A 21,431-nucleotide genomic window follows, 5' to 3' on the forward strand; every position below is an offset into this window, starting at 1 on the left:
TTTAAAACTGTAAAGAATATGTATATCTATCTATAATTTTAATGTAGAAATTTTAGTAAAGTGAAGAATAGAATCCAAAAAATCACGATTTTCATTAAGTAAAAAGCCTCAAATAAATGTGACCGAAATCAACGTCATTTGAGGCTTGATGATAATGATTAGTTAAGAATAGAAATTTATTGAGAGACTGGTTTTTTTACAATACCTAAAATGACAGCAGAAACGACTGCACCAAGTGCAATAAATATTAGATATAAGATCGGATGACTCAAGAGTAGCGCCACGAAGATACCGCCATGAGGAGCTAACAGGCGAATACCAAAACCACCAACTAGTCCACCAGCTAGTGCTGAACCAACGACAAAACTTGGGATAACACGTATTGGATCTGCCGCAGCAAAAGGGATCGCGCCTTCTGTTACAAAGGATAGTCCCATTACTAAGTTAGTCAAACCAGCATCTTTTTGATCTTGTGTAAATTTATTTTTAAAAATCAATGTTGCAATAAAGATTGCTAAAGGAGGAACCATGCCGCCTGCCATTACAGAAGCCATAATAATGCTGCCGCCTTCTGTGACTGTTGCAGCGATTGAAGCTGTGCCGAATACGTAAGCCGCTTTATTAATTGGACCACCTAAGTCGATTGCCATCATTCCGCCGAGTAAGACACCTAAAAGTGCAGCGTTTGTTCCATCTAAACTTAATAAAAAATTATTTAATCCATCATTGATGATTTTCATTGGAACATTGATCAAAAGCATCAAACCACCAACAATCAGTAAACCAAATACCGGATAAAATAATATTGTTTTGATTCCATCAAGTGATTTAGGTAATCCTTTGAAAAGTTTTTTCAAGAAAAGAATGACATATCCAGCTAAGAAACCACCGACCAAAGCACCTAGGAAACCAGCACCACCTGTATTGGCTAACGCACCAGCAGCAAAACCTACAATTAACCCTGGTCGATCAGCAATACTTGAAGCAATAAAGCCTGCTAAAACGGGTAACATGAATCCGAATGCCGCTCCTCCGATTTGATTGAACCAACTTGCAGCTTGATTATAATTACCAAGCATGCTTAATTGATCTTGAGGAACACCAATAAATTGATCGATCATAAATGAAAGTGCAATGGCAATTCCGCCACCGATAACAAATGGCAGCATATGTGAGACGCCATTCATCAAGTCTTTATAGATTCTTGAACCAACTGAACCATCAGCTGATCCATCTTCGTCATTTGTATCTGATTCAGAACTGTGAAAAGTCGGAGCTGTACCACTCGTAGCTAAAGTGATTAATTCTTCTGTTTTACGAATCCCATCACTCACTGGACGGTTTACTAATTCTTTGCCGTCAAAACGATTCATTTCAACTTTTTTATCAGCAGCAACGATCACGCCATCAGCACGAGCAATATCTTCTGTGGTTAGGTGATTTTTAACCCCTTCAGAACCGTTTGTTTCTACTTTGATGTCAATGCCCATTTCTTTAGCTTTTTTCTTTAAAGCATCTTCTGCCATGTAGGTATGAGCGATTCCGGTTGGACAAGCTGTAACGGCAACGACGAATTTACGAGTTGTATCCTGATTATTTTTGACTGCTTCTTCCAATTGTTCTTGTTTCTCTTGCGCTTCTTTGGCTTCTTCAGCAGTTTGAAATAAAGTTTGAACCTCTTCAGGTGCTTTAGTTTCTTTTAATTTTGCTACAAAATCTGGATCGATTAATAGGCGAGATAGCGCAGCTAATGCTTGTAAATGAGTATCGTTTGCGCCTTCTGGAGCCGCAATCATAAAGAATAAGTAAGTTGGTTGTCCATCTAATGCTTCGTAGTCAACCCCACTATTACTTTTAGCGAATAAAACAGTAGCTTCTTTAACCGCACTGTTCTTGGCATGAGGCATCGCGATTCCATCGCCAAGGCCAGTTGATGTTTGCGCTTCACGGGCTAGAATTCCTTCTTTATATGTTTCGATATCAGAAATTCTACCGCCATCGTACATTTTTTGAACCATTTCATCGATTGCACTCTTTTTGTCGGTCGCTTGTAGATCCATGATCATAACGTCTTTGACTAGTAAGTCTTTGATGTTCATTTTTATTCCCTCTTTCCTCAAGTTACTTGATTTTTTCGATTTTCACTTCTGAAATCAATTCATTGATTAAATCAACAGATGCTAAATCATCTGAAAAAGCAGTCGCACTACCACATGCAACACCCCATTTAAACGCATCAATAGGATTGTTATATTTCGTTAATGTTCCTACGAATCCAGCAATCATTGAATCTCCAGCACCAACAGAGTTTTTCAATGTTCGTTTTAATACGTTTGAACGATAGATGCCGTCTTTGGTGAATAATAGAGCGCCATCACCAGCCATTGAAATGATCACATGTTGCGCACCATCTTCTAATAAACGTTCTCCAAATGGCAATATATCTTCCATCGTTTGAAATTCTGCATCAAATAATTCTGCTAGTTCATGATTGTTTGGTTTAATAAGTAAAGGTTTTTGCGGTAGGGCATTTAATAAATCTTTGCCAGTTGTGTCTATGACAAATTCAGCTTTTTTATCTTTGATAATTTGAATCAGCTCTTCATAAAAGCCTTTTCGAAGTGTTGCAGGTGTACTACCTGATAAAACCACAATATCACCAGCTGAAATCATACTTAATGTTTGTTTCAAGTCTTGTATTTCTTCGTTACAGATGGCAGGACCTAATCCATTGATTTCAGTTTCAGTTTCAGATTTTAGTTTGATGTTGATTCGAGTATCTTCTCGAACCGTTGTAAATTTCGTTTGAATTTGTTCTTTTTTTAGCCATTCAGAAATGAAATTCCCTGTGAAACCGCCTAAAAAACCGAGAGCGGTTGATTCAGCTTGAATTCTTTTTAAGATTCTGGAAACGTTGATACCTTTGCCGCCAGGTAACTTAAAGTCGTTGGTCATTCGGTTCAAGTCGCCTAACTTAAGTCCTTCTACATGAACAATATAGTCAATTGAAGGATTTAATGTCACTGTGTAAATCATTGTATTGCCTCCTTAATCGTTGTTTTTTTCTGGAATTCTTCAAGTAACTCAGGAGAACATTGATTGGTGACAATAATGACATCATCAAGTTCAGTTACTTTTGTGAATGTTACTTTATTTAGTTTCGTTTGATCAATCAAGACATATGCTTCTTCCGCATGCGCAATGGCCAAACGTTTTAAAGCTGCTTCTTCAGGATCCGGTGTTGTTAAACCAAACTTAAGATGAGCGCCATTCATGCCCATAAAAACTTTGTTGAAACGAAAATGATTGAGCTGTTCCATTCCGGTTGAGCCAATGATAGCTTTTGTAGATAGCTTAAGCGATCCACCTAGAATAATAGTCTTGATATTTAGGTCACCAAGTTTCGCTGCATGATGAACTGAATTTGTAACAACTGTGATATTTTTGTCTGCTAAAAAAGGTAGCATTTCTAAAGTGGTTGAGCCTGCATCTAGATAAATAACATCGCTATCGTGAACAAATTTAGCAGCTAATGAACCGATGAGTTGCTTTTCTTGAATGTTTTTGATTGATTTTTCGGACATATCTTGTTCAAAGCCCAAATTTAAAATTCTTTTTGCTCCACCATGAACTCGTTCTAATAATTTAGCATCTTCTAATTCTTGTAAATCTCTTCTTATCGTTGATTCAGAGGCGTTAAGAAGAGCAGCTAATTCTTGTGATTTGACGACTGATTGTTGATCTAATAAACGTAAAATCGCTTGATGTCTTTCTTCTGTAAGCATTTTCATTCCTCTTTTCACTGATTATAATAGCATATTAAAATTACTTATGCAATCAAAAACGATCAAAAACGGTCAAAAATGAAATTGGAGGCTACAGATTCTATTATTTGACAAAGTTGTTTGTTCTTTGGCTTAATGAGATTAAGAAAAATCGGAGGGATACGTATGGATAATCGTACAATATTGCAAGGATTTGAATGGTACCTGCCTGCTGATGGTCAGCACTGGCGACGTTTGGCTGACTTAGCAGAAGAACTACATAATAAAGGGATCAGCGGTGTCTGGCTTCCGCCAGCATATAAAGGTGCTAATGGTTTAGAAGATGTTGGGTACGCCCCATATGATTTGTACGATTTAGGAGAGTTTGAACAAAAAGGAACGATTTCGACTAAATATGGTACGAAAAAAGAGTATTTAGAATGCATCCAAGCTTTAAAAGAGGCTGGAATAGAAGTTTATGGTGATATTGTTTTTGATCATTTCATGGGAGCTGATGAGGAAGAGAATGTTTCAGCTATAAAATACCGACTAGATAATCGAAATGAGGCACTTAGTGGGGAAGAAGAAATTTCAGCATGGACAAAATTTACTTTTCCAGGAAGAAATCAGAAATATAACGATTATATCTGGACGTGGAAAAATTTTTCTGGTGTTGATTTTGATGATCGACGGCAAGATCATGGGGTTTTCAATTTTGATGGCAAAGGTTGGGATGAAGAGGTTGATAACGAAAATGGTAATTATGATTATTTGATGGGTTGTAATTTGGATATGGAATATGCTAAAACGGTTGAGCAATTAAATAAATGGGGGAAGTGGTATCAGGAATTGACGAACATTGACGGTTATCGTTTGGATGCAGTAAAACATATTCATTTCAATTATTTTGTCAATTGGTTATTGAATAGAAGAAAAGAAAAAGGGAAAGATTTATTTGTAGTTGGCGAGTATTGGAGTGGCGAGCTTGAGAAATTGATGAAATATATCGACAGTTCTGGGACGTTGATTTCTTTATTTGATGTTCCTTTGCATTATCATTTTTATGAAGCTGCAAACTCTGATGGTCGCTATGACATGCGCAATATTTTTGAAGAGACTTTGACGAAAGAGCGCTCAGAATGGGCGGTAACATTTGTTGATAATCATGATACACAAAAAGGACAAAGCTTAGAGTCATGGGTCGATGGGTGGTTTAAGGTCCATGCTTATGCGTTGATTTTGTTGCGAAAAGCTGGGACACCTGTTGTCTTTTGGGGAGATTTATTTGGTATACCTTCTCAAGGTGTAGATGCTGTTGGGAAAGATTTAGATTTGTTACTAAAAATTCGTGATTGCTTAGCTTATGGCAGTGAAATGGATTATTTTGACGATGCTAATGTGCTTGGTTGGATCAGAACTGGAACTTTTGATCAAGAAAAATCAGGATATGCTGTTGTAATGACAAATGCTCAAGGAGGCGAAAAAAACATGACAATCAGTGCTGTACATGCTGGGAAAAAATTTGTTGATATTTTAGGAAATAACGATGCACAAGTAATTTTGGATGAAACGGGTAAAGGCATATTTCCAGTGAACGACGGAGAGGTTTCTGTTTACGTGAATGAGGAGATCATAGAAAGATTGAGTAGAGGAATCGACAGTTTCGATATTTAGAATTAATAGTAAAAAGAACTGATTTCTTTTTATACTGCAAGATGCATAAAAAAATAGCGTGACTTCTGTTAGCCTATTAATTATACTGAGTTTATTGGATAGTTGTTTGACTAATGAGTATTTTCGGTGCGAAACATAAGTGCACATGGAATTGCTAAGAGATTCGCACCAGAATGTAGAAAGAAACTGAGTGTAAACCAGCTCTTTCTCATTTTTTTCACATTCTTTTAAGGATTCAAAGAAAAAAAGTGGTGTTTTTGTATTTTTTGTATTACTTTTTCGCAGTCTCACTCTTTATTGAGTGAGTGGATTGAAATATACACGTATTATGAGAGCAACCATCAATTTGCAGTCTCACTCTTTATTGAGTGAGTGGATTGAAATAAAAAAGGGTTCTCATTATCAATATCATTTAACGTCTCACTCTTTATTGAGTGAGTGGATTGAAATATCAATCACCAATGTAGCATTATGTTCTTTCTCAGTCTCACTCTTTATTGAGTGAGTGGATTGAAATCATTCATTGGTCTTATAAAAAGACTTGTTCTTTGGTCTCACTCTTTATTGAGTGAGTGGATTGAAATTCTTTTGCTTCAATTTCTTTGCTAAAAAATTCAGTCTCACTCTTTATGGAGTGAGTGGATTGAAATTGAGCGGTCTGACTGGATTTGCCAAGAATGCCGGGTCTCACTCTTTATTGAGTGAGTTTTTTAATTCATTAAAAATAATAAATAATGCGATAATTAAAGCAATGCTGTCATAATTAATTTTCTATAACTATGAAAAAAATTCATCTATCAAGGTTTGTTCAATCTGTTCAGCTTTTGAGTTTTTTTTGGTATAATGTATAAGATTGAAAAAAGAGAGAGGACGTTGATGATGGCACAAGAAAACGCCTTGATCCAAGGTATGAACCCGAGACAAAAAGAAGCCGTTCTACATACTGAAGGGCCTTTATTAGTTATGGCGGGCGCAGGTAGCGGAAAGACGAGAGTTTTAACTCACCGCATTGCTTATTTAATAGAAGAAAAAGATGTTAATCCATGGAATATTTTAGCGATCACGTTTACAAATAAAGCTGCAAAAGAGATGAGAGAGCGGGTTGGGAAATTATTAGAAGTTGGTGGAAACGATGTCTGGGTTTCGACATTTCATTCAATGTGTGTGCGGATTTTACGTCGAGATGTTGACAATATCGGCTATAATCGTAATTTTACAATTATCGATACGTCCGAACAGCGGACATTGATGAAACGAATTTTGAATGAGCTGAACATTGACATAAAGAAATACGACCCGCGCTCAATTCTTGGAACAATTAGTAATGCAAAAAATGAATTACAAACACCAAAAAGAGTCGAGGAATTACAAAGCACTCCCTACGAAGAGGTAGTTGCTAAATGCTATAAAATGTATCAAAAAGAATTAAGAAATAATCAATGTATGGATTTCGATGATCTAATCATGAATACGATACGTTTGTTTAATGAACATCCAGACTCGTTGACGTATTATCAAAATAAATTTCATTATATTCATGTAGATGAGTACCAAGATACCAACCATGCTCAATATACCTTAGTTAATATGTTAGCCGCTCGTTTTAAAAACCTATGTGTAGTAGGAGATGCTGACCAAAGTATTTATGGTTGGCGTGGAGCAGATATGCAGAATATTTTAGATTTTGAAAAAGATTACCCCGATGCTGCTGTGATTACGTTAGAACAAAATTATCGCTCAACGAAAAAAATTTTAGATGCAGCAAATAACGTAATTAAAAACAATCGCAATCGTCGAGACAAACAATTATGGACAGAAAATACTGATGGCGAAAAAATTATTTATTATCGTGGCGATAACGAACGAGACGAAACGCAATTTATTGTTGGACAAATCCAAAAAGAAATACGTGAAAAAGAGCGCATCTATGGTGATTTTGCCGTATTATATCGTACCAATGCGCAATCCCGGGTAATGGAAGAGATGCTTTTAAAATCGAATATTCCTTATACTATGGTCGGTGGACACAAATTCTATGATCGTAAAGAAATCAAAGATATTTTAGGCTATTTAAATATTATCTCTAATTCGATGGACTCACTTAGTTTTGAACGAGTAGTTAATGAGCCAAAACGTGGCATTGGTAAAAGCTCTGTCGAGAAACTAAGAAGTTTTTCTCAAATGCATGGCTGGTCATTGTTAGAGGCAGCTCAAAACGTAGATTTAGCAAACATTTCAGGGAAAGCTGGTAAAGAATTAGGTAGTTTTGGTGTGATGATTCAAGATTTAACTCAGATGATTCCATATTTAACCATTACTGAATTGGTAAAAGAAGTTCTTGAACGCAGCGGTTATCGTGAAGAGTTAGTCAGACAAAATAATTTAGAATCCCAAGCACGTTTAGAAAACTTGGATGAATTTTTAACAGTTACCCAAGAATTTGATAAACGCTACGAACGTCAAGATGAGGAAGAGGCTGATGCGCCAGATGAAAAATTAGCTGTATTCTTAAACGACTTAGCGCTGGTCTCAGACTTAGATAATCTAGAAGAAAGCACGTCTCAAGTAACGCTGATGACATTACATGCTGCAAAAGGACTTGAATTTCCAGTTGTCTTTTTGATTGGGATGGAAGAAGGTGTCTTTCCATTATCTCGTGCGATGTTAGAGGAAAGTGAATTAGAGGAGGAACGACGTTTAGCGTATGTAGGAATTACTCGAGCGGAAGAGACCTTATTTATAACCAATGCGTTCTCTCGAACATTATACGGAAAAACGCAATACAATCGTCCGAGCCGTTTCTTAGACGAAATCGATGAAGAGTTATTAGACTTACAGGGTTCGATTGCAACACCTAAAGCACCTGCTAGAACCTTCGAACCTAAAGTCTTTAAACCGGCTTATGCCCAGCCAACCAAACAGCCAGTAACGGATAAAATTGCTAGTGGTGGAGAATCAATGGCCTGGCAAGCAGGAGATAAAGTCAGACATAAAGCGTGGGGAACAGGTACAGTCGTTCGAGTTGGCGGAACAGCTAAAGACTTAGAACTAGATGTTGCGTTCCCAGAAAAAGGCATTAAACGCTTATTAGCAGCATTTGCTCCGATTGAAAAAATATAGTGTATGGGCTAGCTCTTTAGAAAAAAGATAGATTATGAATGAGAGAAAAAGCACCTCATTCATAATTTATTGATTTTCTACAGGGTTAACCGATTTGTTTTACTTTTAATATTAGGAGGGGGCAATTATGGCGGAAATACGCTTAACATTAGCCGAAGCGACAGATAAGGCAAAAGAACTACGGACGCAGTTAAATCAGTATTCTCATGAATATTATGTAGCAGATAAACCGACCGTAGAAGATTATGTGTATGATCGCTTGTATAAAGAATTATCAGACATAGAAACCGAATATCCAGATTTGATCACTTCTGATTCACCAACACAGCGTGTTGGTGGAAAGATTTTGCAAGGCTTTGAAAAAGTTACACATGAAGTTCAGATGTACAGTTTGAATGATGGTTTCAGTAGAGAAGATATTTATGATTTTGACGAACGTGTTCAAAAATTAGCTGGAAAATCTGTGAGCTATTGTTGCGAATTGAAAATTGATGGATTGGCTATTTCGTTAAAATATGAGAATGGTAAATTCGTTCAAGGCGCAACTCGTGGTGATGGAACAATCGGTGAAAATATCACGGAAAATTTGAAAACAGTCAAATCGATTCCTTTAAAGCTAAAAAAACCAATTTCAGTTGAAGTCCGTGGCGAATGTTATATGCCAAAACAATCATTTGTCAATTTGAATAAAGAACGGGAAGAAGCAGGACAAGATGTTTTTGCAAATCCAAGAAATGCTGCAGCGGGTAGTTTACGTCAGTTGGATACTCGTATGGTTGCGAAAAGAAATCTTAGTACGTTCTTATACACTGTGGCTGATTTTGGACCAATGATGGCAAAAACGCAGTTCGAAGCTTTGAACGAATTATCTGAAATTGGATTTAGAACTAATCCCGAAAAAAAATTATGTCAAAATATCGATGAAGTTTGGGCTTATATAGAAGAATACCATGAAAAACGTTCAGAGTTACCTTATGAAATCGATGGAATCGTGATCAAAACCAATGAATTCACGATCCAAGACGAATTAGGTTTCACTGTCAAAGCGCCTCGCTGGGCAATTGCTTATAAATTCCCGCCAGAAGAAGCACAAACAGTCGTAGAAGAAATCGAATGGACGATTGGACGAACAGGTGTAATAACGCCAACCGCTGTGATGCAGCCTGTTCGTGTAGCTGGTACGACTGTTAGTCGAGCGAGCTTGCATAACGCTGATTTCATTGCAATGAAAGATATTCGGTTGAATGATACAGTGATTATTTACAAAGCCGGAGATATTATACCTGAAGTTGCGCAAGTTTTGACTGAAAAAAGGGATGAAAATAGCAAACCATACGAAATTCCAACCGATTGTCCAGTTTGTAATAGTGAATTAGTTCATCTGGATGAAGAAGTAGCTTTACGCTGTATCAACCCAAAATGTCCAGCTCAGATTAAAGAAGGACTAAATCATTTTGTGTCTAGAAATGCGATGAATATTGATGGCTTAGGTCCTCGAGTATTAGAACAGATGTATGATAAAGAATTAGTCGCCGACGTTGCTGATCTTTATTTTTTAACTCAAGAGCAGCTGATGACATTAGAAAAAATCAAAGAAAAATCGGCAAATAATATTTACCAAGCTATCGCCGCAAGTCGCGATAATTCTGTTGAACGCTTGATATTCGGCTTAGGGATTCGTCACGTTGGTTCTAAGGCGGCTAAAGTTTTAGCAGAACATTTTGGTGACTTACGAACAATCAGCAAAGTAACAAAGGAAGAAGTTGTTGCACTGGATTCAATCGGTGAGATTATTGCTGATAGTTTAGTTACTTATTTTGACAATGAAGAAGTGCATGAACTAATGGATGAGCTAACTAAGGCTGGTGTGAATTTTGATTATAAGGGGATACGCACGTCTCAATTAGAAGATGTAGAATCTCCATTTAAAGATAAAACAGTTGTTTTAACGGGAAAGCTTACACATTATAATAGAGAAGAAGCAAAAGAAAAAATTGAAAATCTAGGCGGAAAAGTAACGGGCAGTGTTTCGAAGAAAACCGATATTGTCGTTGCAGGTGAAGAGGCTGGCAGCAAGTTGACCAAAGCACAAGATCTTGGCATCGAAGTGTGGGATGAACAGCAAATGGTTACAGCATTAGATAATAGTTACACGAATGAGGAATCTGAATAGCTCGAAAAAGAAATAAATCGAATGATCAGTATTATTTACAGCGTTTCAAACTATTTTCTTTCATCTCATTCAAAAAATCTTAGAATTTTATGATAGAATAAGTAAAAAGCTGTTTTAGTGCGAAATATCGTTTAACAGTATAAAAAAGAATTAGTGGACTCTAGATTGAGTTTATCTAAAGGAAAGAAGGGTATCCATGGCAATCAGTGAAGAACAAGCAAAGCATGTAGCCAAGTTGTCTAAATTGTCTTTCTCTAATGAAGAGTTAAAAGACTTTACCGACCAATTGGGTAAGATTATCGATATGGTAGAATTATTAGGAGAAGTAGATACAGAAGGTGTTCCATTTACCTCTAATGTTGCACAATCAATCAATGTAATGAGAGAAGATGTCGCGACACCGGGGATGGATCGCAATGAATTAATGAAAAATGTACCTGAATCAGAAAATGGCTATATTAAAGTGCCAGCGATTATCGACAATGGGGAGGCTGGTGCATAATGGAAAAATTATATGATAAGTCACTAACAGAACTGCATGATTTACTTGTTTCAAAAGAAATCACGGCAACTGACTTAACACAAGCAACATTGGATCGCATCAATGAAACAGAAAAAGACGTGGATTCTTTTATTACAATCAGTGAAGAAAAGGCCTTAAAGTTGGCAAAAGCAATTGATCTTAAAGGCATCACTGAATCAAGCCCATTAGCGGGGATTCCAATTGGGATCAAAGATAATATTGTAACCAAAGATATTTTAACAACTGCAGCATCGAAAATGTTACACAACTTCAATCCGATTTATGACGCAACGGTTATGGATAAAGTTTACCAAGCAGATATGATCCCTGTTGGTAAATTAAACATGGACGAATTTGCGATGGGGGCAAGTACAGAAACATCGTATTTTAAGAAAACTAAAAATGCCTGGGATCATTCTAAAGTTCCTGGTGGCTCTTCTGGTGGCTCTGCTTCTGCTGTTGCTGCAGGTCAAATCCCTGTTTCTTTAGGAAGCGATACTGGCGGAAGTATTCGTCAACCAGCATCATTTAATGGGATCGTTGGATTGAAACCTACCTACGGACGAGTGTCTCGTTTTGGTTTGATTGCTTTTTCTTCTAGTTTGGATCAAATTGGTCCTTTGACAAGAAATGTAAAAGATAATGCTTTGGCATTAAATGCAATCAGTGGTTATGATGAAAAAGACGGCACATCAGCAGGTGGTTCTGTTCCTGACTTTACTGCGGGGTTAACTGGGGATATCAAAGGCATGAAAGTCGCTTTACCAAAAGAATATTTAGGTGAAGGTGTCAATGCGGGTGTTCGTGAAGCGATTTTTAAAGCTGCAGAAACATTCAAAAGCTTAGGAGCAACAGTTGAAGAAGTTAGTTTACCTCATTCTAAATATGGTGTAGCTGTGTACTATATTATCGCTTCGTCTGAAGCAAGCTCAAACCTGCAACGGTTTGACGGTATTCGTTATGGTTACCGTTCTGAAAACGTAAAAAATCTTGACGATGTGTATGTAAATTCACGTTCAGAAGGATTTGGTATAGAAGTAAAACGCCGTATTATGCTGGGGACGTTCTCATTGAGTGCGGGTTATTACGATGCGTACTTCAAAAAAGCGGGACAAGTTAGAACGTTAATTAAACAAGACTTTGATAATGTGTTTGAAAATTACGATATCATCATTGGTCCAGCATCACCAACTGTTGCGTTTGGTTTAGGTGAAAATATCAATGATCCGATCACAATGTATATGAACGATCTACTAACGATTCCAGTGAACTTAGCTGGATTGCCTGGTATGTCAGTGCCAGCAGGATTTTCAGAAGGGTTACCAGTCGGCTTACAAATCATCGGAAAACATTTCGATGAAAGTACAATGTACAAAGCGGCTTATGCATTTGAACAAGCAACGGATTTCCATACGAAAAAACCAGTGATCTTAGGGGGAAATGACTAATGAATTTTGAAACTGTCATCGGACTTGAGGTCCATGTAGAATTAAAAACAAACTCTAAAATCTTTTCATCTGCACCAGCTCACTTTGGGGCAGAACCAAATAGCAATACAAATGTGATCGACTGGAGTTACCCAGGCGTATTACCTGTAATGAATAAACAAGCGCTTGAATTTGGAATGAAAGCTGCACTTGCATTAAATTGTGAAATTTCTAAAGATACTCATTTTGACCGTAAGAACTATTTCTATCCGGATAATCCCAAAGCGTATCAAATTTCTCAATTCGACCAACCAATTGGTCACGATGGCTGGATTGACATTGAAGTTGAAGGCAAAACAAAACGTATTCGTATTGAACGTGTGCACTTAGAAGAAGATGCTGGGAAAAACATGCATGGTGATGGCGGCTATTCATATGTTGACTTAAACCGTCAAGGTACACCATTAATTGAGATCGTCTCAGAAGCGGATATGCGTTCACCAGAGGAAGCTTATGCTTACTTAGAAGCAATTCGTTCAATCATTCTTTTCACAGGAGTTTCAGACGTGAAAATGGAAGAAGGTTCAATGCGTTGTGACGCCAATATTTCTTTACGTCCGTATGGTCAAGAAGAATTTGGAACAAAAGCAGAGCTTAAGAATCTTAACTCAATGAGCTTTGTTAAAAAAGGTCTTGCGTTTGAAGAAAAACGTCAAGCCAAAGTATTACTATCTGGCGGAGAAATCCAGCAAGAAACACGCCGTTTTGATGAAACAACCAACAAGACATTATTAATGCGCGTTAAAGAAGGCTCAAGTGACTATCGTTACTTCCCTGAGCCAGATGTTCCTCGTTTTGCAATTGATGACGAGTGGATCGAGCGTGTTCGTCACAGTTTACCAGAAATGCCAGCATCTCGACGTGCTCGTTATATCAAAGAACTAGGCTTGCCAGAATACGATGCAATGGTTCTGACATTAACAAAAGAAATGTCTGATTTCTTTGAAGCGGCATTAGATGAAGGAGCAGATGCCAAACAGGTATCTAACTGGTTGATGGGTGAAGTTTCAGCTTACTTGAATAGTGAAAAAATCGAATTACCAGATACAAAATTAACACCTGCTAATTTAGCAGGTATGATCACTTTGATTGAAGATGGCACAATTAGTTCTAAAATTGCCAAAAAAGTCTTTAAAGAGTTGATTGAAAATGGTGGAGATGCCAAAGAGGTTGTGGAAGCGAAAGGATTAGTACAATTATCTGATCCGTCACAATTGTTACCAATCATCAATGAGGTATTAGACAATAACCAGCAATCTGTAGATGACTTCAAAAACGGAAAAGATCGCGCAGTTGGCTTTTTAGTAGGTCAAATTATGAAAGCTACGAAAGGTCAAGCCAACCCAGGTGTTGTGAATAAATTGTTACAAGAAGAATTGGCAAAACGCTAGAAAGTAGCAGATGATTATGAAAAAAGCAAGAGTGATTTATAATCCAACGTCAGGTAAAGAGCTAGTCAAAAAAAATCTAGCTGATATTCTTTCTATAGTGGAAGAATGCGGATATGAAACCAGTGCTTTTGCTACAACTCCAGATGAAAATTCCGCTAAGAATGAAGCGCGCCGAGTTGCTGAATTAGGATTTGACCTGATTGTAGCAGCCGGAGGCGACGGAACAATCAATGAAGTTGTAAATGGCATTGCTCCTTTAGAAAAACGACCAACTATGGCGATTATTCCTGCTGGAACTACAAATGATTACGCAAGAGCGTTAAAAATTCCTAGAGATAATATTGTCAAAGCAGCAGAAGTTATCAAAAAGAATCAAACCGTCAAAATGGACATTGGTAAAGCAAAAGAAAGTTATTTTATTAACATTGCAGCCGGAGGACATTTAACTGAATTGACATATGAAGTTCCTTCAGAACTTAAAAGTATTTTTGGTTATCTAGCTTATTTAGCAAAAGGTGCAGAGATGTTACCTCGAGTGAAGCCGGTTAAGATGCGAATGGAATATGATGAAGGGATCTATGAAGGAAATGCATCTATGTTTTTCTTAGGTTTGACTAATTCTGTCGGAGGATTTGAAAAAATCGCGCCAGATGCCAAACTTGATGATGGAAAGTTCTCTTTGATTATTGTAAAAACGGCCAATGTTTTTGAAATATTACATTTGGTAGCATTGATGCTTAACGGCGGTAAACATGTGGAAGACCATCGCTTGATTTATACTAAAACAAGTCGCTTACATGCGGAAACATTAGAATCAAATAGCCGGATGATGATTAATTTAGATGGTGAATACGGCGGAGATGCTCCAATGGAATTTATCAATTTACATCAACATATTGAAATGTTTGCAAATGCTGATGCAATTCCTTCAAATGCAATTATGGGTTCTGTACTCAATGAATATGATGAAGATGAAGCAGAGTATCATAAAAAGAGTAAAGAATTTGTAAAAGAAGTCGAGCGTCTGACAGATGAAGATATTGATAACAATGGAAAAATTGGTTAGATCCTTCAAACAATAAAATAGAATGAGTATCTAAGATAAAGCAAGTATTTGTTTGTCTTAGATACTTTTTTCATGACGAACTTTATAAAAAATTAGTTTTTAGTTAATGATTAAAAAAGCTTCTTTGACTTGTGAGAGAATAAAGAGTAACTTTAATACGAAATAGAAAGTACGACCTATTTTGCAAAAAACGTTGTTCCTTTTTATTTATCAACGATTCGTAGCAATAAACGCTTGATGTAGTCACATGTTTTGATTAGTAATCGTTATCGATAATGTCATATCTGAGACTCGCAAATAAGCTAATAAAACTCATATTTTGTTTTATATACAAAAAAATTATTAAATAGGTAGGGAGTTCGATGGTAGTGATCGTTTTAGCAGGTACAATTGGTGCAGGAAAATCTAGCTTAACAGAAATTATTTCAGAACATTTAGGATCAGAAGCTTTTTATGAATCTGTTGAGGATAATGAAGTATTGCCCTTATTTTATGCAAATCCCAAAAAATACGCATTTTTATTACAAATATATTTCTTAAACAAACGATTCGATAGTATTAAACAAGCACTTTCTCATGAAAATAATGTATTAGATCGCTCGATATATGAAGATTCGTTATTATTTCATTTAAATGCTGATCTGGGAAGAGCAAATGCAACAGAAGTGAGCGTATACGATTCGTTATTAGAAAATATGTTACAAGAGCTACCGTATGCGGCACACAAAAAACGTCCAGATTTATTAGTGCATATTAAAATATCCTTCCCTAAAATGTTAGAACGTATTCAAAGAAGAGGAAGATCTTACGAACAAATAGAACAAGATCCCTCGTTATATGACTATTATAAAGAATTGAATAATCGCTATGAAAAATGGTTTGAAGAATACAGCGAGAGTCCTAAAATTCAAATTGATGGAGACAAGTACGATTTCATTGAAAGTGAACAAGCAAAAAAACAAGTGATTCAACTTATCGAAAACAAACTAGCCGAGATCAATTGAATAGAAAGATTAATTTTTGACTCTTTTAAGCTATAGAAACAATCTCTCTATTGCTTTTCTAGTACTTTTTCATTAGAATGAGTGGAGCGCATAAAAGAAGGAGCGACATATGAATAATTTTCCAGTGAACAAAAATGAAACAATTGAAGTTGATATTATTGATTTGACACACGAAGGAATGGGGGTTGCTAAAGTTGAGGGCTACCCACTTTTTATAGAAAATGCTTTGCCAGGTGAAAGAATCGAAATCAAAATCTTGAAAGTCGGTAAAAGCTTTGGCTACGGAAAAGTTTTAACTATCTTAAAATCAAGTGAAGACCGAGTGCCAGTAAAAGATGCCAACTTTACTAAAGTTGGAATTAGCCCATTACAGCATTTAGCCTATGGTGCTCAATTAACTTTCAAAACAGACCAAGTGAAAAATGTGATGCAGCGCGTGGCGAAATTACCAGATGTTCCAGTCTTAGATACTCTAGGTATGAACGATCCTTGGGGCTACCGTAATAAAGCACAAATTCCAGTTAGAAAAATTGAGAACAAATTGCAAACAGGATTTTTCAGAAAAAATAGTCATGATCTTATTCCGTTAGAACATTTCTATATCCAAGATCCTAAAATTGATGAAGCAGTCATCAAAATCCGTGATATCATGAGACGTTACAGCATCAAGCCCTACAACGAATCCGATAACACTGGAAACTTACGCCATATCGTTGTTCGTCGTGGCTATCACACGGGAGAAATGATGATCGTTCTCATTACTAGAACACCCAAATTATTCCCAACAAGTAAAATCATTCCTGATATTCTAGAAGCGTTGCCAGAAGTTGTGAGCATTGTGCAAAATGTCAATGCTAAAAAGACAAACGTGATTTTTGGAGATGAGACCATTCTGTTGCACGGAGAAGATAAAATAATCGATACGATTTTTGACTTGAAATTTGAAATTTCTTCTCGTTCATTCTATCAAGTAAATCCTCAGCAAACAGAAGTAATGTATAAGAAAGTGAAAGAATACGCAGCATTGACTGGTGAAGAAATCGTTGTAGATGCTTATTGCGGGATCGGTACGATCGGTCTAACATTAGCGAAAGATGCGAAGCACGTTTATGGTGTGGAAGTCATCGAAGAAGCGGCGAAAAATGCTGAGAGCAATGCTAAACTTAATAATATCACGAATGCAACTTTTACAGCTGGTTTGGCAGAAGAAGCGTTACCAAGAATGATTGAAAATGAGATCAAACCGGATGTTGTGATTGTTGATCCACCACGTAAAGGCTTGGAAGCAAGTTTAGTGGAGACTCTGATTGAAACAAAACCTAAACGAATTGTTTATGTTAGCTGTAATCCAGCAACGTTGGCACGTGATCTTGCTTTACTCGTTGAAGGTGGCTTTGAGGTCAAAGAAGTTCAACCAGTGGATAACTTCCCGCAAACAACTCATATCGAGACAGTGACTCTCTTAACAAGGGCGGTGCAGTAAATGGATACAAAGAAGAAAATGCTTGAACTAATTAAGAAAAAACAAGGTGGAGGCAGATCTGAAAAAATGGAGAAGCCTAAAAATGATCGCAAAAACATGCGAAAAGGGCCAAAAATCTATAATAAGTAGGCTGAGTATCATTAGTAGAAATCGAATGAAAATAGCAGAATAAGAATATCTACCCTTTCAGAAATAAGCTTGAATTCACGACAATTGCTGTGAATTCAAGCTTATTTTCTTCTATCTAAAATTGTGTTGGTGAGAAAAAAAGCGAATCAAAATCTAGATCCGGCAAGCAGGAAAGTTCTTAGTAGAATTTTAGAATTACTATAGAAAAATAAGACCTTGTATACTATAAATACGAGAGCGAAAATGAGAAAAGGGTTTGATAGCTATAGGCTACTTCTTTGATTCCTATGATTTTATTGCGTACCCCTTCAGTGAATACCGTTAGAATAAGGGAAACAAAACGAATTTGTAACCTCTGCTCTATATTTTCTCAAGAAGAGGAACTTCTTTTTCAGCCGGCATGTTAACTGAGGAAGCAACTTTTTTGATGTTCGACACCACGATACATTATAGGGTTCTCTTTTTTTTAAATAGTCATACGTTCAAACTTTATATTATTAAAATCAACTTAAATAGAAAAGGTTGAATAAATATATTTTTATAAAACAAACAGCTGTTTCCCATTAAGTTGATAAATGGTTGGGTTAGTTGTTTACAGAAAAAAGGAATAGCGTTATAGAGAAACAGCTGCTTGAAATAGTAGGCTCTGCAAACCTACTATTTTTTATGAAAAGTTATAATCTATCTTCCGCTAGAAAGATTACAACTATATACTGGTGTACAAGAAATCATTCGCTACTTTTCGTTATTCAGTCAGGTAGATCTAGGAAAATTATTTGTTTGCATGTTTATTTATTTTAAATCATTTATTTTGTACGCATTGACTCGGCAACCTTTTTTTAGACTAAACAGAAAAGTATGGTGAGCGATTGTTTCTTGCAACACTAGCTCGCAAACACTAAGGGGTTACGTCAAGAAAAAAGGAGAACTTAGTGTTTACTATTTATAAAAAGAGCGAAAAAATGCGGCATTGGTCACCAACCAATACCGCGCAAGAGTTCAATAAATAATCATTAACCATCAAAATTCCTAGAAATTCGAAAAAAATACTAGTATTTCTTACAAAAATTAGGTAGAATAAAGAGGTCAATGTACATTGACTCAGGCAACTTGTATTGTCAGTTCTGGCTGACGATACAGGGCTCTGTGAGAGGATTTGCAGTCTTCTTACAGAGTGCCTGTTTATTTTGTTTTTCGCTCTAATTATCTAATACATTTTACAAAACACGAAAAAATGATATTAGTCAGTTACTAATATCATGAAGCGATCTATAAATAAATATCAACTAATTCACTGAATAAGTAAAAAGGACTAGCGATTTTTTCTTACTTTTAGTACAATGATAGTAGTCAATAGCTATTGACGGAGGCAACTTGTATTATTAGTTCTGGCTGATAATACAGGGCTCTGGGGGATGATTTGCGGTCTTCCTACAGAGCGCCTTTTTTTATTTGGTTTTGTAATATTATCTTAACTTAAAGGTAGGAGGCTCGTCAATAAGTTTTTGAAAATAGTAAAAATAAAAAACGTTGAGTAAAAAAATGTGATTGGGACATAACTCTATGAGTTACAACCCAGTCGCCTAAAATCCGAATAAACGGTGGGAGCAGAAGCAACCCCTTGAAATTCACAAAAAATTTGAAGAGCAATTTTCGTTAATCCCATCTTATTTCTCGGGGTTAAACTCTTCTGTCCTAACCTCAAGTCCTTTTTTATCTAAAGAAATTTTTAAGCTTTTGCTCGGTTTTTCTAAAAACAATTTAGAATCGTTAGGAATCAAATGTTTTCTGATACCATAGCTCTGCTAAGCACAATTATCGAAAGCTACTCTATAATATAAGCTAGTATCAAATGAAAAAGATCACACGATCAATACAAGACAAGTCAGATTTTAGTAAGGTTTGAAAAAGAATAAAAAGGTAAAACTAACTAACTAATTAAATAAAAACCTACTTGATTATTCAATATAGAAAAATAGAAGTGCAGATCAAAACTGAAAATTAGTTTTGATCTACACTCTAAATCCGAATAAACGGTGAGAAAAAAAGCAACTACTGTAGCAATGCTTCGATCATATCCAATCTAAGTGCAAAAGTAATTAGATTGGAAGGATTCGGAAATAAGCTGAAATACTGAAAAACACAAGGCATACAATGTACTAAATCGAAATTGAAAATTGCGTTCTTCTTGTCATTTCATGAATGTTCTCTTATTTCTCGGAGCTAGGTGCTTTTGTCTTAAGCTCGTCTTATTATCATATCTTATCTTTGGGGAAGATAATTAAGTAACTCTCTATGTGTAAATAATAATTGATTTGAACAGATTTTGCTACTTCAATAAAGTCTCATCGATAAAACTTTTTTGAATGAATGGAACTTTATAGAATTTATTCCCGCCAAAATTTCGTGTAATCTATTTTTTCTTGAACATTATAATCGATTATTTTTTTCAGTAAGGGATAATCGATCGGCTGATCCCAAGTGATTTTTATAATGTTATCAGTATGTTGGTAGCCAGATTTTTCAATATCTTCTTTATAGGCTGCTATTGCAACTGTTTCTGGTGCAATGGCAAGATGTTTTTTAGAAGTGCTGTACGCGATAATAAAAGTACCATGATCCGTAAACATAGGTTGATTCCATTTGATTACAACACTGAATTTCGGGTAGGTTTTCATGGTCCAATCGAATAACTCTTTTACACGTTTTAGATATTCAGGTTCACTGATGCTTGAAAAAAAATCATTTATATCCTTCATTTTTTATCCTCTTTTCTTTTAGTAATTGAGTAAAAGTCTTTTCATTTCTCTTATTATAATATGAACGTAAAAAGGAAGAAAGAATTTGCTTTACAATTGTCAAAAAGGATTTTCATTTTTGCGTCAAATTTAAATAATCTGAGGTGGTCATTGCGATTAGAAATCTGGTCAATGAAGATAGACAGGCTGTTTGAACAGATTTTACTTTCACTGTTTTTCCGTTAAAGATAAGATCTCGAGTAGTTGTAGTATGGGTTATCAATAATGATTGTTTCATTTTCTCATCTTTTCGATTTTGTTTACAAAATAAATTATAATAGCCATAAGAACATTGAAACCGAAGATGATGAAAGAATAATTAGTAAAGCATTTTCAATATGAAACGAGATAGAAAATGGCTTGGTTAGATCAAAAGATGATAGCGTTATTAAGAAAAGATTCCAAGTTATCTACAAAAGAAATCGGTGAAAAATCCATTTAACAGGACAAAGCTGTGGGACAACGTGTCATTTGTATTTATATGAATGATAATCAAGCAGGTGATCCCAAAAAAGTCGCTGAATTGTACATGGAAATCCTTGAAATGAACGAACCGCCTTTAGAATTGATGGTTGGTAGTGACGCTTATGCCGTGGCATTAGACATATCGAATCAGAAAATTCCAATGACAGAAATATATATATAATTATCAGAGCGAGAATCGAAGAATTTCAGGAAAAACTGGCAACAATAAGTCTCAAGAGTGACGATGGATTGCCTAAGACGATTGAGATGATTGATAAGAAGAAACGTACGCTCAACGAAATACATTAAATTTTAGAAGAATGAGAGTGGGATAATAGTCAGAAAAAAACTGAT

The 21,431-nt window shown here is 35.9% G+C and carries 15 protein-coding genes and 1 CRISPR repeat array; of the genes, 11 read left to right on the forward strand and 4 right to left on the reverse strand.

Annotation, left to right across the window (positions count from 1 at the left end; translation table 11 throughout):
* Positions 1–176: 176 nt before the first annotated feature.
* The 3 genes from AC4BBR_RS04570 to AC4BBR_RS04580 are packed head-to-tail and all read right to left on the reverse strand — an operon-like array spanning position 177 to position 3,785.
* Positions 177–2,099: a PTS fructose transporter subunit IIABC gene (locus tag AC4BBR_RS04570; protein WP_490461378.1), complete on the reverse strand. Its 1,923-nt coding sequence runs from the start codon at positions 2,097–2,099 to the stop codon at positions 177–179.
* 22 nt (positions 2,100–2,121) lie between these two features.
* Positions 2,122–3,036, reverse strand: a complete 915-nt coding sequence (pfkB, locus tag AC4BBR_RS04575; RefSeq protein ID WP_490461379.1) for a 1-phosphofructokinase — start codon at positions 3,034–3,036, stop codon at positions 2,122–2,124.
* Positions 3,033–3,785 (reverse strand): DeoR/GlpR family DNA-binding transcription regulator, encoded by a 753-nt coding sequence (locus tag AC4BBR_RS04580; RefSeq protein WP_490461380.1) that lies wholly within the window; start codon positions 3,783–3,785, stop codon positions 3,033–3,035. Before AC4BBR_RS04580 ends, pfkB begins: the two co-directional genes overlap by 4 nt.
* A 165-nt stretch (positions 3,786–3,950) precedes the next feature.
* Between AC4BBR_RS04580 and AC4BBR_RS04585 the strand changes: the two genes are divergently transcribed.
* From AC4BBR_RS04585 to AC4BBR_RS04630, 10 genes are all read left to right on the forward strand, one after another.
* Positions 3,951–5,438, forward strand: a complete 1,488-nt coding sequence (locus AC4BBR_RS04585; protein WP_490461381.1) for an alpha-amylase — start codon at positions 3,951–3,953, stop codon at positions 5,436–5,438.
* 284 nt (positions 5,439–5,722) lie between these two features.
* A CRISPR array of direct repeats spans positions 5,723–6,088; the repeat unit is 33 nt; unit sequence GTCTCACTCTTTATTGAGTGAGTGGATTGAAAT.
* Between the two features lie 229 nt (positions 6,089–6,317).
* Positions 6,318–8,558: a DNA helicase PcrA gene (gene pcrA / locus AC4BBR_RS04590; RefSeq protein ID WP_490461382.1), complete on the forward strand. Its 2,241-nt coding sequence runs from the start codon at positions 6,318–6,320 to the stop codon at positions 8,556–8,558.
* A gap of 127 nt (positions 8,559–8,685) precedes the next feature.
* The gene (ligA, locus tag AC4BBR_RS04595) at positions 8,686–10,731 is read left to right on the forward strand and encodes an NAD-dependent DNA ligase LigA (protein WP_490461383.1); all 2,046 of its coding nucleotides are present in this window, start codon (positions 8,686–8,688) and stop codon (positions 10,729–10,731) included.
* A 196-nt stretch (positions 10,732–10,927) separates the two neighbouring features.
* Positions 10,928–11,233, forward strand: coding sequence for an Asp-tRNA(Asn)/Glu-tRNA(Gln) amidotransferase subunit GatC (gatC, locus tag AC4BBR_RS04600; protein ID WP_490461384.1), 306 nt, complete (start codon positions 10,928–10,930; stop codon positions 11,231–11,233).
* A complete protein-coding gene (gatA, locus tag AC4BBR_RS04605) occupies positions 11,233–12,702 on the forward strand; it encodes an Asp-tRNA(Asn)/Glu-tRNA(Gln) amidotransferase subunit GatA (RefSeq protein WP_490461385.1) in 1,470 nt (489 codons plus the stop codon). Before gatC ends, gatA begins: the two co-directional genes overlap by 1 nt.
* The gene (gene gatB, locus AC4BBR_RS04610) at positions 12,702–14,132 is read left to right on the forward strand and encodes an Asp-tRNA(Asn)/Glu-tRNA(Gln) amidotransferase subunit GatB (RefSeq protein ID WP_490461386.1); all 1,431 of its coding nucleotides are present in this window, start codon (positions 12,702–12,704) and stop codon (positions 14,130–14,132) included. Before gatA ends, gatB begins: the two co-directional genes overlap by 1 nt.
* A gap of 16 nt (positions 14,133–14,148) precedes the next feature.
* Positions 14,149–15,198, forward strand: coding sequence for a diacylglycerol kinase (locus tag AC4BBR_RS04615; protein ID WP_490461387.1), 1,050 nt, complete (start codon positions 14,149–14,151; stop codon positions 15,196–15,198).
* Positions 15,199–15,560: 362 nt separating this feature from the next.
* The gene (locus AC4BBR_RS04620; RefSeq protein ID WP_490461388.1) at positions 15,561–16,202 is read left to right on the forward strand and encodes a deoxynucleoside kinase; all 642 of its coding nucleotides are present in this window, start codon (positions 15,561–15,563) and stop codon (positions 16,200–16,202) included.
* 109 nt (positions 16,203–16,311) lie between these two features.
* Positions 16,312–17,685, forward strand: coding sequence for a 23S rRNA (uracil(1939)-C(5))-methyltransferase RlmD (gene rlmD / locus AC4BBR_RS04625; RefSeq protein WP_490461389.1), 1,374 nt, complete (start codon positions 16,312–16,314; stop codon positions 17,683–17,685).
* Positions 17,686–17,814 carry a hypothetical protein gene (locus AC4BBR_RS04630; RefSeq protein WP_438758633.1) on the forward strand — a complete coding sequence of 43 codons (129 nt, stop codon included), beginning with the start codon at positions 17,686–17,688 and terminating at the stop codon, positions 17,812–17,814.
* Between the two features lie 2,387 nt (positions 17,815–20,201).
* Here AC4BBR_RS04630 and AC4BBR_RS04635 read toward each other — a convergent pair.
* Positions 20,202–20,573: an iron chaperone gene (locus AC4BBR_RS04635; protein ID WP_490461390.1), complete on the reverse strand. Its 372-nt coding sequence runs from the start codon at positions 20,571–20,573 to the stop codon at positions 20,202–20,204.
* 493 nt (positions 20,574–21,066) lie between these two features.
* On the opposite strand from AC4BBR_RS04635, the gene AC4BBR_RS04640 reads away from it, so the two are divergent.
* The gene (locus AC4BBR_RS04640; RefSeq protein ID WP_490461391.1) at positions 21,067–21,258 is read left to right on the forward strand and encodes a hypothetical protein; all 192 of its coding nucleotides are present in this window, start codon (positions 21,067–21,069) and stop codon (positions 21,256–21,258) included.
* The last annotated feature ends 173 nt before the right edge of the window (positions 21,259–21,431 follow it).

Source organism: Enterococcus sp. AMC1251, assembly GCF_058216535.1.

Excerpts from the sequence above, each read along its gene's own strand:
- gatC (WP_490461384.1), top strand. The coding sequence starts at position 10,928 with ATGGCAATCAGTGAAGAACAAGCAAAGCATGTAGCCAAGTTGTCTAAA.
- AC4BBR_RS04580 (WP_490461380.1), bottom strand. The coding sequence starts at position 3,785 with ATGCTTACAGAAGAAAGACATCAAGCGATTTTACGTTTATTAGATCAA.
- AC4BBR_RS04585 (WP_490461381.1), top strand. The coding sequence starts at position 3,951 with ATGGATAATCGTACAATATTGCAAGGATTTGAATGGTACCTGCCTGCT.
- AC4BBR_RS04570 (WP_490461378.1), bottom strand. The coding sequence starts at position 2,099 with ATGAACATCAAAGACTTACTAGTCAAAGACGTTATGATCATGGATCTA.
- pcrA (WP_490461382.1), top strand. The coding sequence starts at position 6,318 with ATGGCACAAGAAAACGCCTTGATCCAAGGTATGAACCCGAGACAAAAA.
- AC4BBR_RS04635 (WP_490461390.1), bottom strand. The coding sequence starts at position 20,573 with ATGAAGGATATAAATGATTTTTTTTCAAGCATCAGTGAACCTGAATAT.
- AC4BBR_RS04630 (WP_438758633.1), top strand. The coding sequence starts at position 17,686 with ATGGATACAAAGAAGAAAATGCTTGAACTAATTAAGAAAAAACAAGGT.
- gatB (WP_490461386.1), top strand. The coding sequence starts at position 12,702 with ATGAATTTTGAAACTGTCATCGGACTTGAGGTCCATGTAGAATTAAAA.
- rlmD (WP_490461389.1), top strand. The coding sequence starts at position 16,312 with ATGAATAATTTTCCAGTGAACAAAAATGAAACAATTGAAGTTGATATT.
- ligA (WP_490461383.1), top strand. The coding sequence starts at position 8,686 with ATGGCGGAAATACGCTTAACATTAGCCGAAGCGACAGATAAGGCAAAA.
- pfkB (WP_490461379.1), bottom strand. The coding sequence starts at position 3,036 with ATGATTTACACAGTGACATTAAATCCTTCAATTGACTATATTGTTCAT.
- gatA (WP_490461385.1), top strand. The coding sequence starts at position 11,233 with ATGGAAAAATTATATGATAAGTCACTAACAGAACTGCATGATTTACTT.
- AC4BBR_RS04620 (WP_490461388.1), top strand. The coding sequence starts at position 15,561 with ATGGTAGTGATCGTTTTAGCAGGTACAATTGGTGCAGGAAAATCTAGC.
- AC4BBR_RS04615 (WP_490461387.1), top strand. The coding sequence starts at position 14,149 with ATGAAAAAAGCAAGAGTGATTTATAATCCAACGTCAGGTAAAGAGCTA.